This window comes from Gaoshiqia sp. US2 (assembly GCF_059705485.1).
In genome coordinates this window covers 5,466,076-5,482,718 of the sequence record NZ_AP048550.1, presented here as the reverse complement: position 1 = coordinate 5,482,718, position 16,643 = coordinate 5,466,076, and the positions used below count along the sequence as shown (strand labels likewise).

Genomic DNA, 16,643 nt, shown 5'->3' with positions numbered 1-16,643 from the left:
ATTTCCAAACTTTCGTTGTCCATTTCCGAACTGCTATCGTCCATTTCCGGTCTTCCGTCTCCGTTCTCCCCTTTAACCAAAAAGGGCGCTAAGTTTCAAAGTGCCAAAGTTCCTGAGTAATACGGCGACTGAACACTGGTACTGAACACTGAGACTTCTTCCTGCCGCACGACTCGCGACTCACGACTCTTTTCACACTGACTGCCGTCTTATTACCGCGTCCTCTGGGCTTCTCCGCGTTCTTTGCGTTTAATTTCTTAACGCAGAGTTCGCTAAGTATTCGCTGAGCGCCGCGGAGACTTTCTCCTGCCTCCTTACTCGCTACTCACGACTCTTTTAACCAAAGGCCCCGCCCCGGCCAAAACCGACCGGGGTGAGGATATCTTGGTTATGAAAAAGCAGTGTCAACGACCAATTCCTTAGTTTTTAATAAGGAATGGTAGAGGAGTTGGGTCAGTTGGACTTGTCGGTGTTGCTGATGTAACAGTAGGTCTCGGAGTTAATGTGTAATCTACATTGTCATTGACGTAACCATCAACCCACGGACAACCTTGTCCTGCTTCTGAGCCAGCAGTCCAATGCAGGTCTCCAAGAGTTAGAGTACCATATGCAGTGGTTGAAGGATCGTACATAACACCATCAACACCCAGATTAAGAACTATAGCAGCTAAGGTCTCGTCCTGGTTGTGATCAACAGTTACCCGAACAATAATACACTCACCTGCTGCATCAACACCAACCTCATTGCTTGGAGTTACTGCATTGGTTGAGGTATAAATATCCCCGGAAACAGTTGTGCCATTCCAAACCGCACTTGCTCCATACGATAAATTATCATAGGCCCAATCTACAGCCAATGTTCCAGTTGTTCCCATATTTGTTGCAGTTAGTTGGAAAGATGGCAACCATGAATGTGACCAGTTGGCAGCAGTTACTGCAAAATACACGTAGTTAACTCCATAGTCCATTGTGACGTTAGTACCGTTCCAGCTTGCTCCAAATACCGGAGAAACGCAATCCTCAGGATTTGTATTAGGTGCACCTCCTTGAGTAAGAGCTACAATATCCAAGGTGAATGCATGTACCGGTACAATTTTATAGACCTGAATGTTATCAGTACAACCAGCAGAATTCTCAACATATGTTACCAAGAATACATTTTGTGCTGGGTCAAATGATCTCCAGGTAATATCAACCGTAGCTGATGTGTTAGCGGGATCATTATAAGCCGTACCTGCTGCAGAAATAATACCACCTGTAGTCGTTTCAATGTTTGATGTAAGCATTCCTGCAACGATAAAATCAGATTCTGTAGTTACAAGCCAATGTATTGTACCAAGATCATTGACAGTCACTGTGTAAGTGTAAGAAGTTCCGGCAACCGGGCTTAACGGGCCTGAAGTTACACAAGTGGCTTCAATTGGAGTTGGAGTCGGGCAACCGGTCGGGGCTGCTGTTAAGTTCGGATCGTACTGCGCAAAGGCATTGTTCACACTGGCGAAGGAAGCCAGCACCAAAAAGATGAGAAATAAAATTTGCTTTTTCATACATGTAAAAATTAAAAGTGAATAATTTAAAAATTGTATTAGTTAATTCGTTAATTGGTCATTTTAAAAGTTTCAAAGTACCTGAGTGCCTGAGTAACAAAGTACCTGAGGAACACCGCGTCCTTTGCGTTCTTTGCGTTTAATTTTTTAACGCAGAGACCGCAAAGTATTCACAGAGAGTTTTGAGTGTTTACTCCGGCGCAGACGGATTCAAGTTCCAAATTCCAAATTCCAGGTTTCAAGTTCCAAGTCTTGGCTCTTGACTCTTGACTCGCAGCTTGCGCCTGAACACTGGTACTTCCTCCCTTCTCCGTTCTCCTGCCTCCTTACTCACGACTTGCTACTCACTACACTCCGGAGGTGAATTGACCCGAACCGTCCGGGGGGGCAGCCCGGGTCGTGCAGCACACTTGTTATTGGGATTGTCCTGTCCGCTGCTACTATCTTATTTGCTTGTGTTTCATAGGCCTATCGTTTATTGGTTTTTCACAAGGTGTTATCTTTAAGGTTCATTCATTTTTATAATATCGGGTCGCGGTTTAATGGTGATGTTCACCACAAAATCATTTTCCGACCGGTTGCCGCAGGCATCCACCAGCCAGTAAACCAGGTAATATTCAACATCGGCCTTTGCTGCTCCTTGCAGGGTAATCGGGTGGGCGGTGATGTTATCGGTTTTGTCTTGCAACAGGTCTGAGTTATTGTCGCGGACGGGGTTGACGTTGCTGTCGACCAGCGACCAGTAGCGGGTTGCCCCGCAATTATCCGTGAAGGTCACATTGTTCAACAGGGTTTTATCGTTTGCTGTCAGTACATAATAGTCCGGACGTTCGGGGGTAATGTCGGCCCAGGGTTCGGGCTGTCCGTCGTAAATCGCCGTGATGATGTCGCTCACACAATAAGCCGCAGAAAATAAGTCGATTGTGAAGCTTGGTTTTTCGTTATCCAGAATGGAGATATCCTGGGTACATTCGCTGTAGTTTCCGGCATAATCGGTTGCCCGGTAGGTACGGCGGATGATACCATTACAATAGGTGCCACCGTTGACAAGTTCGTCCTTCACATGGGTAACTACCGGTTCGGCGGTACAATTATCTGTAACATCCGAAAATTCATCGAGGGCGATGAAATCGGCGTATGTGTTGACTGCAACGGGGATGTTGTACTGGCATTCGATACTGACAGGACCGGGGCAGGTAATCACAGGCGGATCGATGTCGCCAACAACGACCGTGGCAATTTTTTCAACACAGGTACTGTTGTTTACCTGCACCTGGAAGTAAAATTCGACTGTTTGTAAAGTAGCCGGGTATTTGCTTTGCAGGGTTCCCTCGATGGTAAACCTGCCTTCAGCATCGGGCAGGCCAATACCTGTTTCGGGTATGGTAGATGAGCTTTCAAAATTTTCGGTGTTGGTACGGTACCAGGCATACGACAGACCGGGCACTTCATTTAATGTTTGAACGATGATTGGAGTGATTACGGTATTGGGCGACGGGCAAATATTTTGATCCTGGTTTGTTACAGCCACATCGGGCATCGGTTCGACCTGTAATTTGAAGGAAAACGTATGCGGCTCGCATTCTCCGGCATGAACGGTAATTTCGTAATACACATAAGCCGTCTGGGTGGTGGGGTTTACTACCTGGTCGATAATCACGCTTGGGCAACCTGAGGAACAATTGCTGTAGCCCGAAGCCCTTCCGTCGGGGTTGCTGGAAGTCCAGGTATAAGTAACCAGTTCGGGCGGGACCGGATTACCCTGGGCATCGACCGCGCTCAAACGGATATCGGTAATTTGATTGGAGCAGGTTACGGATGTTCCCGATGCCGACCCGGTGGGGATGGGGTATATGATGAAGTGGACTTCTTCCAGACATTGGTCTTCCAGTTCGCTTGTTGCACAAGCTGCATAAAAAATGTGATCTTCTGGCGTATCTGTGTTTGGAATCGGGGTGGGAACCGGATTGAAACTATCACCATAACCTACGATATTCATGTCCTGATCATACCAAACCACCTGAGAATTAGATTTTTTGATCACATTCGGTTTGTGGTTCCCGACAAAAGAAATATTCGAGGACTTCCCGTTAATGTTGGTCGCGCTGCTGATAACAAACTGGTAATACTTGTTCGGATTCAGGTAATAATCCTGACCATTGTTCCCCGAAAAACAAATGTCGTCGAAAAGGTGAACAAAACCTCGTTCCGGGTGCTCCGGGTCAAACGGGTATTCGTAAATAGCGTAATCGTAGTCGGCACCATCAGCAGGACAATCTTTAAATGTGATTAATCCGTCGGAGCCAACAGTGAAAATTTCTGTTACGGTATAATAGACTACTATTCCAGGAGTGTAGGGAGCATCATTTGATGACGATACGATATAGGTTAGGGCGCCTGTCGGAGCGATGTAACCAATATTGGGTGTATCAGTCCATCCATCGCAAAGGGCAATGGCTGTCATTGGAACAGATGGGTCAGTCTGACAGATCTTGATGTCGGGAGCCAGTACCGAACTGGTAGAAATGATAATGGTTACCGTAGCATAACAATCGGGTCTGGCCGTATTTTTGGCTAAAACCGTATAAGGGCCAAGAGGCAAGCCCGGTCCCTGAGTGGTTTCATTCGTCCAACTTGTCCCGCCATCATACGAATATTGAATGGTTCCCCAATCAGATGACGGGAAATTGAGTGGGTTACTGGCAGTACCCTGCATGCTTGCACTGACAGAAATAGACTGGTCAAAACATGACAACGAAACAACAAGTTCAGGAATATCAAACACTTTTACGGTAACCGTTTTCGAACTGCTGCACCCTTGTTCGTTGGTGGCCGTTACCCGGTAAATGTGTATGCCGGGGATCGGTGAAATCGAAAAACTGCCGTCGACGCTGTGAACATCAGCCGGTATTTCGGTATAGGTTCCCGAAACATAGCTCAGGGTATAGTCGCTGGCTGACCCCAAGGTTACCGCAGTCGTGATTTCAATGGTTTCCAGTTCGCAAATAATCGATGGGGTGGCCGTTACGGTAATGGCGGGAGTCGGGTTGACGGTTACCACCAGGTTTTGCGTATTGACGCATCCGGTGTTTGGTTGGGTCATGGTAAACACATAGGTCACATCAATCGGCGCCCCGGTGGTATTGTTCAAGGTTTCACTAATGGGGGTGCTGTTGTTTACGGTTCTGGCGCCGTTGCTAATGCCCTGCACGGCGACCCGGCTCCACGAATAGGTGGTACCGGAAATGGAGAATGCAGGGGTGTAACTGAAATTACTTCCACTGCATGTTGTTCCGGTCAATAACGATGTTAAGGTTGGCAATTGGTTGACCGTTACGGTTACCGTACCTGCCATATCGCCGGGCTGGGCCTCACATGGATAGGAGTTTCTTAAGTAAGTAATTTGATAGGTGGTTGTTGAGGTCGGCGGAACTATTATCTTTTCCGGGTTCCCGGTATTCGTAACCGGCGCAGCTCCATTTAACGAATAAACATAAGGACCGCTACCTGTTGGGGCAAATGAAATCCAAAGTTCGGCCACACCTCCGGCACAAATAGTTGCATTGGCGTTTGTCGCTCCGTTCACGGTAATAATGGAAGTTGGACGGTCCCGGACTATAACCTGTTGAGACCCGCTCATGATCCGGGTACATCCGGTACTGGTGTTGGTAGCCCTCACGGTATAGGTTCCGGTAGCGGTTTGAGCTCCAAAGCTGATGGCACTGCCTGTACCTGCTACCGGCGAACCCACGGCGCTCCCGCCAAGCAATAATTGATAGGAAATACCGGTTTCGCTGCCCGATAGACCAACTTCGACCCCCTCACCTCCGGCGCAATAGCTGCCTCCGCCGGTAACGTTGTAGAGGGTTGGTAAGGGGTTGACGGTAACTGTAACACTGCCAGCCATCGGGTTTGTACAGCCAGTGGTACCATTGGTGGCAATTACGGTATAGTTTCCGGCAATTGTTTGGTTTCCAAAACTGATCGTTCCTCCGTTTCCTACCCGGAGAGTACCTGTAGTAATGCCATTACGGTACAAGATGTAGCTAACATCTGTTTGGCTACCATCCAGTCCAACCGTTACGCCGCCACTATTTGAGCAATAGCTTCCTCCTCCGGTAACGTTGAAGATCAGGGGTAACGGATTTACAATAACTGTGGCGTTGCCTGTCATGGTATTTTCACAAGAAGTGGAATTGTTTCTGGCAATCACGGTATAGGTTCCCACTGCTGTTTGGTTGCCAAAACTAATCGATGTACCGGTGCCGGATTGGATAATTTCGGTTGAAATGCCATCTCTCAACAGGGTATAGGTAATGCCACCTTGGCTACTATTTAACCCAATGGCTACTCCGGGGCCACCTGCACAATAATTGCCGCCTCCGGTAACAGAATAAGCTGTCGGCAGTAGGTAAAACGTTACCATTTGGTTACCGTTCATTAATTGAGTACATCCGGTAGTGGTATTGGTCGCCCTGACCGTGTATGTGCCGGCAGTCGTTTGGTTTCCGAAACTAATGGCAGACCCGGTGCCGTTTACCGGGGCACCTATATTTATCGACCCGCCCCAGATCAGTTGATACTCAACTCCTATATCGCTTCCATCGAGCCCGATCGTTACACCTGTGCCTCCGCTGCAATAACCTCCGCCTCCGGTTACATTGTAAATTGCAGGAAGCGGATTAATGGAAACCTCAATACTGCCATTCATGGCAGATTCGCAGGTTGTTGTGTTGTTTCGTGCTGTGATGGTGTAGCTTCCTTCAACCGTTTGAGCAGCAAAGTTGATTGCATCACCTGAGATTAGACCGTTTAGGGTAGCAACTCCCGTCCCGTCCCGACGCAGGGTGTAGGTAATCCCGGACTGGCTACCACTCAGGCCAATTACCACACCCGAACCGCCTGCACAGTAGCTGCCATTGCCTGAATGGGTCAGGTCAAAAATAGCAGGAAGCGCGTTTATGGTAAGATTAAAAGTCTTATTGGTTGATGTACAACCATTCCCGTTGGTTACAATAATGTTAAACTGATAGGTACCGGCCGCTACACTTTCTGGAATCGCAACCGTGATCGGCGATGAAACAGGTAAGGCATTATCTACCGGTGTAAAATCGGGCATAGCCGGACTCCCCGTCGTTATGCTGTAAGTTGTCGGTGAGTAGGTTGTACCCGTATAGGGTAGGTTAAAGCTGGTCGTCCCTGCACAAATAGCCTGAACGCTTCCTAAGTTGATAATGGGCAAATTGTATATCTCTGCTACAGTTGTTGGAGTACTTGCTGACAACGTATAATTCCCGGCATCGTTACCCGAAAGACTGACATTTGCAGTCACAGTTCTTAGCCCGACTGATGCTGAATTAAAGCTTACAGTACCAATAACAAGTGCTACATCATCGTCATCTATGATTCCTGCGACAGAATAATTGCTTAATGTAGCATCTGTCGTGCCATCGTAACATTTGTTGTTGGCGGTGATGGAGGGGGTGAGGGGTTTGGGGGTAATGGTCAGCGCACCATCGGTATAGGTGATATCATAGTTGTCTGAAGTCAGGCCGGATGGGGTGATGACATATCCGGTTCCAACATTAATGGCAGTTGTCGCTGTTCCGCTAAAAGTCAATGTTCCTGCCAGAAGAGTTTCGTTTTCACCGTTAACAAAACCGGAATAAGTAACCGTAAACGGGCTAAAAACAGCTCCGTCATATATTTTCGATTGATTGTCGGCGGTAATGGTCAGGCCAACCCGGCTGATTGTATTGCTGACTGTTCCGTTGGCGGAGTTGTAGTTGTCGTTTCCGGCAAAACTCCATGCATCTGTCGGGTAAGCTCCCACGTTGGTATGGGTTGTCGCGCTGACATTCATCAAGGCAGAAAGGTCAAGCGGTGTTGACTCAACGCCAACGGCTGTAAACGCAGAAGTGTGAGCCAGCCCGTTGTAAGTCACATTGTAAGGACTAACGTTAATAACGGGATCGGCTTTCCCGATAACCAGTTGCCCGGTGTTAAAGGTAATGTCATAGTTGTCTGAAGTCAAGCCGGATGGGGTGATGACATAGGTTCCTGCATCCACAGCAGGCCCTGCCGGGTTGGTTGAAAAGGCAAGTGTTCCGCTTAGTACGCTAGGGCTTTCACTGTTAACAAAACCGGAGTACGTTACCGTGAAGTCTGTAAATGCCAACCCGTCGTAAGTTTTGGTTTTGTTGTCGGCTGTGACGGTCAGTTCAGCTTTAAGAATCGTCAAGGTCACCTCGGTCCTTGTCGCACTTTCACAGCCGGTTAAGCTATTTCGGGCGGCAGCAAAAGCCGTGTAAGTACCTGCATTGGTTCCTGAAGGGGCTGAGGTCGTTGTACTTCCGGCAGCATCGGTGTACCAAATATCGACTTCATCCACTCCGACAGCGACTGTTGCCGTGTGTGGGTTTCCATCGTAGGTAATGGGAGTAGTGGTATTGGTTGGAGCAGAGGGCAAGCCATTTACAGTAATAGTAATGGCATCGCTGGCTGTAAATCCATTTCCATCGGTAACCGTTACGGTATATGCAGTAGTTGTGGTTGGACTGGCGGTTGGGTTAGCTATAGCCGGGTCATCCAACCCTTCGGTTGGAGTCCAGGAATACGTAATTGGAGAGTCTCCGGTGACGGTTGTAATTAGCGTTACCGAAGCTCCTTCACAGACAGAGGCTGTTTCGCCGTTCGTAATGGAAACCGTTAAAGGAATGTCTGAAATACCGGAAATTTCTGTATCTGAACTCAGCCCGGCGATGGTCAGGTTGGTTGTACTTAGGCTTGCGGTTGTCGCTTTCGACCAGAGCGTGCCGCTTGTATAGGTTCCGACGGTTACTTCACTTGGGGTCCCAACAAAATCAGTAGTTAGAACAGTTGCTGAAACATCGTAATTGATACCGGTTATGCCGCTTGATTTTACCAGCCAGTGGCGATTTAGGAAGTTGGTGGTATTGGCATTTTGCGGGTGTTTGCTCCCGTACATCGACACTTCAATGTATGCATTTGTATTATAGCTGGTCCCGCTCAGATTTATGGTAACGGGCAGGAAGTTTTCGCTTCCACCTTTGAATCGAAAGGTATAAGTGCCATCGTAGGTTGCCGGTATTCGAATCGTATTTTCAGTACTGATATCACTGGTGAACGCAAGGGAAATAGAAGAATCGTATGTAGTTAAATTGTATAGGGGGATCTTCGTGTTGATCACGAATTCTGCACCGGCGCTCGCGCCCGACCCAAATTGGAAGGTCCCCCCGGTAATGATTTTATTCCCGTTGCCATATTCTTTATCGATGTACAGGTCAATGGCATTGGATGCTATGCTCGGATTCAGGATTTGAATGAGGCCATCGCTGAAATTAAAGTAGCCGGTGGCCGTTATATCGAGGCTTCCTTCACTGGACGAGCCATTCCCAACAGTCGCCAGATTAACGGTTCCGCCACTAACCGTGATTCCGGACTTGAAAGTCGTACCGGGGAAAAGGTTTGGACTACCCGCCGAGTTATGCAGCCGTCCGGCAATGTTTACTGTGCCACCTTCAACAACAAAAGCACCATTGACGTTGGTGTCAACACTGTTGCCCGATATTGTGCCAAAGTTGGCAGTGCCATTTACAATCCGGATTAAGCCCTTATTATTGATGGTGAAGTTACCCGTACTTAAGGTAGCGTTCGCCCCGTTAACTTCTATTCCCGCTGTTTCAGGGATCGGGTTGGTGAGGGTGGTAATTGTACTGGTTCCATCGGTAAAGGAAAGCAACCCGTTAGTTAAAGTCAGGTTGGCAATTGTGATCCCGGAAGACACCGTCACAACTGAACTAACGTTAGTGCCGGCATCAATAACAAGGTTTCCGAAAGTTGTCGCCCCCGAGATCGTTGATCCGGCCTGGTTAAAGGTAACCGCTCCGCTGTTAGGGGTGAAGGTCCCGAAATTGGTCCAGTTGCCGGATAAAATGATGTTTGAACCGGCGATAGCCGTTAAGGTGCCGGAATTTAAAAGGCTGCCGCTAATAGTGAGGGTGTTGGCCGTGCTAAAAACCAACGTTCCTCCGGCTTCGATGGTGAGGTTTTGGCAAACAGCATCACCGTTAATGGTCACCGTTACCCCGTTGGGGATGATTACATCGTCCGCTAATGTAGGAACAGTTCCTCCGTCCCAACTCGTTGTTTCATTCCAGTTTCCACCTAAAGCAACGGGCGGCGGCGCAACCACCAACGGAGCAGATCCGGGCTTTGACCAGGCATGTGCCGGGTCAAAAACAGATGGATGCGACTTATTTGAGCGCAAGGCTGTCAGATCATCTGTTTCCTGAGCCAAAATGCCAGGTATGGCATTAAAAATGACCGGCTTATCTGTTGTCTGATTTTCTTCGGGAAAGGAATATACGAACCTTGCAGGAGACAGTACAGTACCCTTTGATGCAAGGGTATTGTATGCTTTCGCATAAGTTTGGTTGTAAGCAGCAGAATTACTTACAGGGTTAATTAACAAGCATGCCCCAATAACAAGCTCAAAAAATCTCGTCCAAATTCTAGTCATACTTAAGAGCTAAGTCCTGAACCTCTTAAACACACCATCGCCCCCGGATATGTTTTGTCAAGACTATGTTCAAAATGCCTTTTGATGCCGGATAAAAGCAATTTCCTTAAATGAAAAGGGATATTTTGCAGCCATTACTTCAGGATTTAATCGTAATGGGCTGTATGACAATTGATAATTTATACTCGAATAGGTAAAGGTATTAGCATATTACTTTTTTTTAGTCATTTGTTTATCGTCTTTCACTCTAAAGAAAAATTAGAAATCGCTCTATCAACAGCCTCTATCTTTTAAAAGATATTTATCCGTAAAAATAATTTTGAAGCAAGTTACGGAATTTATACAATACGAGTAAATACCCTTTTAGCTTTTTGTTTGGTTTTTTTCGTTAAATTTTAAATAAAATTGGTCTGGCAAACCGCCGATTACAACTTTTGCCGAAAAAAATGACCAAAAAAATATTTATTGAATAAGATATCCGACTAAATGCACGAATGTTCTATAAGCATTTCAGGCGGGAAAAAGGATGGTGAGGAGTGAGCTGCAAGTAGCGAGTAGTAAGTAATAAGTAGTAAGTAGTAAGACAAAAGACGGTTTGCAGTTTTGCTCAGGTACTTTGTTCCTCAGGAACTTTGGCGCTTTTTTTAATCAGCCACCAGAATCATCATCGAAACCGGGGAAACCACCGCCTGATCTGTCTCCATCTCCCGGATACCTTCCAGCCTGGCCCCGGTCTCGTCGGCAATAACCGTCCACTTGCCAAAGCGGGGCAGTTCGACGGAAATCGCCTTTTCTGAGGCATTAAATACCAACTGGATGGTTTTCCAGCTTGTTTCACCCGGGCAATCTTCGATAAGATAAGAAACCACTCCTGGCTGATAGGCAAACGAAAATTTCAAATGCCGCCGAATCGCCGAAGCGGATCGCAGCCGAAAAGCGGGCACACGTTTGCGAAGTTCGATCAGTTGCTGATAATACGAGAAAACATCCTGAAACTCCTTTTTTCGTGACCAATCCAGTTGGTTGACCCGGTCGGGTGATTTATACGAATTGTGGTTGCCCGATTTTGTCCGGCAAAATTCAACACCGGCATGCAAAAAAGGAATTCCCTGGGAGGTCAGCACCAGGGCGCCGGCCAGCTTTTGCATCCGAATAATTAATTCGGGGTCTGCATCCGGACGGCTTATCATCAACTTATCGAACAGGGTATAATTGTCGTGGCACGATACGTAGTTCACACACTGCCCGGGTTGATCGGCCCAGGCATACGACGAGCTTTCCACGTAACTGTAAACAATTTGGGGATGAAAACAGGCTGCCGTTACGCCAAACTTGACCGCTTCTTCGTTCAGGGTCCTTCCGCTCACAAAACCTCTTTGTTTCCCGTCAAAATTATTTCCTTTCAGGGCGTCCCGAAAATCATCATTAAAACAGGCAATCCGGTTGAGCGAGGCCACGTTGGCTTTCACCGCGCGGTACTGTTCGTGCATTGGGCTGGCGTCGGCCGTCCAGCCCTCGCCATACAGAAGAATACCGGGGCGCAAGGCGTCGAGGGCCAAGCGAACTGCATTCATGGTCTCCGTATCGATCACTCCCATCAGGTCGAAGCGAAAACCGTCGATATGATATTCTTCTGCCCAATAACAAATGGAGTCGATGATAAACTTACGAACCATGGCCCGTTCCGTAGCAATTTCGTTGCCACAGCCGCTGGCATTTGAAAAGGTGCCGTTCGGGTTCTGACGGTAGTAATAACCGGGGACGGTCTGATTAAACCACGAACGCCGGGTATAGCCAGTGTGGTTATACACCACATCCATCACCACGCCGATTCCCGATTCGTGCAGGGCCATCACCAGCTGCTTGAAGCCGGTAATGCGCGACACATCATCGGGGTTAAGGGCATAACTTCCCTCGGGCACATTGTAATTGAGCGGATCGTAGCCCCAATTGTATTTTTCATCCGGATGAAGTTCATCAACCGAGAAGAAATCGGCTACCGGCAACAGGTGCACATGGGTTATCCCCAGCTCCCTCAAATGATCGGCGCCGGTACTCAACGCATCAGGGCTTTTTGTTCCCTTTTCGGTAAAAGCCTGAAATTTACCCTTTTGCTTCATACCCGAGTTGGGGGCAATGGAAAAGTCGCGCACATGGAGCTCATAAAGAATGGCATCCACCGGGTTCTCCAACGAAACGGGCCGATCGTTTTCCCAACCTGCGGGATTGGTTTCGTCGGGTCTGAAAAAAAGGCCGCGCTTGCCATTGGCTCCTACCGCGCGGGCATCAATGCCCGGTGTTTCGTTCAGCCATTCCCCGTCGTTGACGCGAAAGGTATAATACAGGCCCGACAATTTGCCCGTCAATTCAATCGTCCAGCATCCGTTTTCTCCGGGAATTAACTGCTCTTTACGGACCGGACTTCCCCCGTGGCTCTGTCGGTACACCAGAAATTCAATTTCGAGGGCGGTCGGCGCCCAAATTTTTATTTTAGCCCCGTGTTCCATCAGGTAAACCCCCAAGTCGTCGCCATCATAATAGGGGTAAGTCGAAAAATCGATATGATTAAATGTCCAGTCGCGCATTACGAAAATAAGCTTTTCCGGAGGGTGACGTATTTCGAAGCATATTTTCTGCCCCTGGTATCCTGCAGAAGAATTTTTGCCCAGTAATATTTCCGGAGCCCCCGGTCGTGTTCATGAAAAACAGCCAAGCTGATCCGAAGTTCATGAGACTTCCCGGCTTCGAGGTAAAGCGGATAAATCTGGTAACGGTTTATTCCCTTGAGTTTGAATTTTCGGATAGACCATAATTTACGAAATAACAGCACCGGCGCGTCAATGTCGACATCGCGCGACCGGTTGTTTCTGACAACAAGCGTCAGGGTATTGGGGCGGTATTTCCGGTCTTTTTTCAAATCGACGCTTAACCGGCCAAACGAAAAGCCAAAACCCTTTGGTTTCCCTTTCCACCGGTTTGTTATCCATCGGGCAAAAAACCAGCTTAAGGGCACGGTTGCCAGAATCAACAAAAACCAAAGCAGGAGATAGCCATCCGGCCCCACTTCATCCTGTGAGAAAACCACTAAAGGGATCAGTAGAAAAATCAACAAACAGGTTCTTCGCATGTCAATACATTTAAACCCTAAAAGTAAGAAAATTGTGGCTCACGAGTGCGGGAAGAAATGAGTTATGAGTGGCGAGTAAAAAGTAGTAAGACAAAAGACGGTCGCAGTGTTACTCTGTGCTTTTTAGTTCCAAGCCGCAAGCTGCAAGACGGGAGAAAGTCTCAGTGTTCAGTCTCAGCGATACTCGGCGTTAACAGAGCCGCAAGTAGCGAAACCGGAGATAGTCACAGTGTTCCCAGTCGCCGTTTTGCTCAGGTACTTTGGTACTTAGGCACTTTGGTACTTTAGAAACTCAGGCTGTCCTTCAGGTTTTTATACCCCGACTTGCTGACCTTTAGTTTGGTTCGATCTTTCAGGATGACCAGGTATGACTCTTTTTCATATTGCTGGATTTCGGCGATCTGGCTCACATTGATGATATACGAACGATGAATACGGACAAAATCGCGGGGATTGAGGTTTTGCTCGAAATACCGCATGGTTTTTTGTTTCATGTGGCGGCCGTTATTGGCATAAATCATCACGTAATCGTCCAGCGATTCGATGTAGCGAATCTGCTCGGTCAGGATAATCGTAATTTTGCTTCGGTCTTTCACCACGACGCGATCCAGGTACTCGCCGGTTGTAAACTCGCTCAGCTTCTCCAGCTTTTCGGTGTTTTTTTCCTGGTTGCCGATCCGCTCCGTCACCCGGTCGATGGCAGCCAGCAGCCGGTCTTTTGAAAAGGGTTTCAACAAATAATCCGCCACGTTGTATTCAAAAGCTTTTATAGCATACTGGTCGTAAGCCGTTGTAAAAATAATTTCGGGTTTATGATCGAGCAACTGAAGCATCTCGAAGCCGGTGATTTTCGGCATCTGAATATCCAGAAACACCAGGTCGGGTTTCAGCTCGTTTATTTTTTGGATACCCTCGAAGCCATTTTCACATTCCCCGATCAGGTTAATGTCCGGGTGATCTTTTAAATACGATTTCAGCAGGTCCCTGGCCAGTTCTTCGTCTTCAACAATCAGGGTATTAATTTTTTCGCGCATGACTTTTTCCATTTTGAGGCAGCATTAACTCAACTTTAAAACTTGTTTTATTATCGGTCAGCCGAAGCAGATTCGGATTACCGTAGATCAGTTCCAACCGTTGCCGGATATTCCGTAAACCAATTCCCTCGCCTTTGTTTTTCACCGAGTCGGGCTCGTAATCATTTTCAATGACAATCTGAAAATAACCATCCTCCGACCGGCAGGTTATCCGGATACTCACTGGGTTGGTTGCTTCATAAACACCGTATTTTATGGCATTTTCGAGGAGCGGCTGAAGGATCATGTTGGGAATTTTGGCCTGCATACATCCCTCGTCGATATCAAAAACCGGGTTTAATTTTATCCCGAAACGTATCTTCTCGATACTCAGATATAATTTGATGTTTTCAAGTTCTTCTTTCAACGAAACCGTTTCTTCACGGCCGTGCAACAAGGAATACCGCATGAACGCCGACAGGTTGATGACCATTTCCTGCGCTTTCTCCGGATTGCTGATGGTGAGTGAGGAAATCGAATTCAAGCTGTTAAAAATGAAGTGCGGGTTGATCTGCGACTTTAAAGCATGCAGCTCGGCATCGCGGATCAGGGATTTCAGTTCGACTTCTTTTTTGACTTTTTCTTTTAACGAGTTGTAATAATTAATGGCATAGAAAAACACAACATAACCGGCATATAACAAATAACCGGTTAAGATCCGGGAAGGAAGCGCTTCCATCAAAAACTCGAGGTGGGTTTCGTTGACCATCTTCACCAGGATGAAGCTCAGGTACAACCAAATGGCATTCATGATGGATGCCCCCATGAGGTGAAACAGAATATTCCACAACCAGTCGTTTTCTTTTATGCCGTTATAACGAACCAGGTACCAGATACTTGCACCCAGTACCGGGTACAACACAAAAACCGACACCGACTCCAGCGCCGACGTGTTGAAACTCATATTATACCAAAGAACCTGGAGCAAAAAGTTACCCAAACCTGTCAACAGCCAAAAAAGGCCATAGTAGAGCAGTAAAATCCGGTTATTGAGAAATGGGTGTTTCATTGCATTTTACACATGCTTGATTTCCACGCCTCCAAAAACAATTACCCCTTTTATAACAATCGTTTTCGACGGGTCGAGATTGCCCTCCCGGTAAGTGTCGCCGCGTTTATCGGTCACTCCGCCAAAGATGGCCGTCACTTCGTTCCGAACATTCCAGTCGAGCGGTACTTTCAAACCTGTTCCCCCAAAAACGCACAGGCAGTCGATAACAGCTCCCTGCGGGGATAGCTGCGCTTTTCGGAAATCATACTCGATTCCGCCAAAAATAGAGGTTGAACGCCCTCCTTTCAGTTCCTGTGTATTGATAAAAATTTCGCGCCCTCCAAAGATGACGAAGTCATCAAACTGGTCAAACGATCTGTCAGCAGGTCCTTCCTTGATTTGCCGGTTACAGCCTTTATGCCGGAATAAGAGGGCGGCGCCGATCATCACCAAAACAAGCGGCCAGTAGATTCGCCTCAGTTCATGGGGAACATGAACAAACTCGGGCAAAATAAAGAAGCCTCCAATGGCAACCAATATCAAGCCGCCAACACGATTACCGCCAATAATTAAAAACAACCCGATGGCAATTAATAACATCTGCCACGAAATCAGCAGATCGGCCAGGTCCCAGGGGATCAAATCCAAGCGCTGTAAAATCAGTATTACCCCCACCACGATCAGGACAACTCCCAGGTAAAACCGTTTATTTCCTTTCTGTTCCATAACTTATCAGTTTAAAAGCATCTACAATTTTTGGTTTCATTCCCGAAATTAAACTATTTCGGATAACAATCTTCAAATTGGTCATAAAAGCCGGCTTAAAATAATGATCCCAAGAATAATCAGTAATACCGGAAAAAATAAAAGAACCAGCAGCCCCGAAATGAACAGATGAGGCAAAAAGAATAAAAATGCCAGCCCGATCACAATCGCGCCAATCACCCGCCGCCAGGACAACAGCAACAATCCCACAAGCAAAAGAATCACTACCGTACCAATGGGGTGCAGGTGCGGATGAAAACCGACAAATACAAAATCCCGGATTGATTGCCAAACCGGAAAGCCAAACTGCCAGCCAAGTTCTCTGATAATCAAAAATAAGCCGATTAGAATGAGTACAACTCCCAGAAATGAACCTTTTTGTCTTTTCCCATGATCCGGGTGACCATACCGTCGTTCGCTTCTATGCCAATCTTCCATGTTTTTACACATTAATTTCACCGGTAAAACTAATACAGAAAACCGGCTGCAAAGAAAACTGATCGGCTAAAGGGAGTGAATAATCGGTAAGCAGACCAATAAATAAAAAAGTTGTCAGAAACTTTAACCTGCTCCGGGTATATTTGTGCCGAAAACGATG

At 47.1% G+C, this 16,643-nt stretch carries 8 protein-coding genes; all 8 read right to left on the bottom strand.

Annotated features, from left to right (window positions below):
* Positions 1 to 419 precede the first annotated feature (419 nt).
* The 8 genes from AC6H3C_RS22050 to AC6H3C_RS22015 all read right to left on the bottom strand — a co-directional run bounded on the left by AC6H3C_RS22050 (position 420) and on the right by AC6H3C_RS22015 (position 16,483).
* Positions 420 to 1,547, bottom strand: a complete 1,128-nt coding sequence (locus tag AC6H3C_RS22050; protein ID WP_497517708.1) for a hypothetical protein — start codon at positions 1,545 to 1,547, stop codon at positions 420 to 422.
* 502 nt (positions 1,548 to 2,049) lie between these two features.
* A complete protein-coding gene (locus AC6H3C_RS22045) occupies positions 2,050 to 10,089 on the bottom strand; it encodes an MBG domain-containing protein (protein WP_497517707.1) in 8,040 nt (2,679 codons plus the stop codon).
* Positions 10,090 to 10,733: 644 nt separating this feature from the next.
* The gene (gene pulA / locus AC6H3C_RS22040; RefSeq protein ID WP_497517706.1) at positions 10,734 to 12,674 is read right to left on the bottom strand and encodes a type I pullulanase; all 1,941 of its coding nucleotides are present in this window, start codon (positions 12,672 to 12,674) and stop codon (positions 10,734 to 10,736) included.
* Positions 12,674 to 13,216 carry a hypothetical protein gene (locus AC6H3C_RS22035; protein WP_497517705.1) on the bottom strand — a complete coding sequence of 181 codons (543 nt, stop codon included), beginning with the start codon at positions 13,214 to 13,216 and terminating at the stop codon, positions 12,674 to 12,676. The genes pulA and AC6H3C_RS22035 overlap by 1 nt, the downstream gene beginning before the upstream one ends.
* Before the next feature lie 284 nt (positions 13,217 to 13,500).
* Positions 13,501 to 14,250 (bottom strand): LytR/AlgR family response regulator transcription factor, encoded by a 750-nt coding sequence (locus AC6H3C_RS22030; RefSeq protein WP_497517704.1) that lies wholly within the window; start codon positions 14,248 to 14,250, stop codon positions 13,501 to 13,503.
* Positions 14,234 to 15,298, bottom strand: a complete 1,065-nt coding sequence (locus AC6H3C_RS22025; protein WP_497517703.1) for a sensor histidine kinase — start codon at positions 15,296 to 15,298, stop codon at positions 14,234 to 14,236. Before AC6H3C_RS22025 ends, AC6H3C_RS22030 begins: the two co-directional genes overlap by 17 nt.
* Positions 15,299 to 15,304: 6 nt before the next feature.
* Entirely contained in the window at positions 15,305 to 16,006 is a 702-nt protein-coding gene (locus tag AC6H3C_RS22020; RefSeq protein WP_497517702.1) for a LiaI-LiaF-like domain-containing protein, read from the bottom strand.
* An 81-nt stretch (positions 16,007 to 16,087) separates the two neighbouring features.
* Positions 16,088 to 16,483: a hypothetical protein gene (locus tag AC6H3C_RS22015; RefSeq protein WP_497517701.1), complete on the bottom strand. Its 396-nt coding sequence runs from the start codon at positions 16,481 to 16,483 to the stop codon at positions 16,088 to 16,090.
* Between the last annotated feature and the right edge of the window lie 160 nt (positions 16,484 to 16,643).

Bases quoted from the DNA above. Each gene is read 5' to 3' on its own strand.
- AC6H3C_RS22050 (WP_497517708.1), bottom strand. From the start codon at position 1,547: ATGAAAAAGCAAATTTTATTTCTCATCTTTTTGGTGCTGGCTTCCTTC.
- AC6H3C_RS22045 (WP_497517707.1), bottom strand. From the start codon at position 10,089: ATGACTAGAATTTGGACGAGATTTTTTGAGCTTGTTATTGGGGCATGC.
- pulA (WP_497517706.1), bottom strand. From the start codon at position 12,674: ATGCGCGACTGGACATTTAATCATATCGATTTTTCGACTTACCCCTAT.
- AC6H3C_RS22035 (WP_497517705.1), bottom strand. From the start codon at position 13,216: ATGCGAAGAACCTGTTTGTTGATTTTTCTACTGATCCCTTTAGTGGTT.
- AC6H3C_RS22030 (WP_497517704.1), bottom strand. From the start codon at position 14,250: ATGCGCGAAAAAATTAATACCCTGATTGTTGAAGACGAAGAACTGGCC.
- AC6H3C_RS22025 (WP_497517703.1), bottom strand. From the start codon at position 15,298: ATGAAACACCCATTTCTCAATAACCGGATTTTACTGCTCTACTATGGC.
- AC6H3C_RS22020 (WP_497517702.1), bottom strand. From the start codon at position 16,006: ATGGAACAGAAAGGAAATAAACGGTTTTACCTGGGAGTTGTCCTGATC.
- AC6H3C_RS22015 (WP_497517701.1), bottom strand. From the start codon at position 16,483: ATGGAAGATTGGCATAGAAGCGAACGACGGTATGGTCACCCGGATCAT.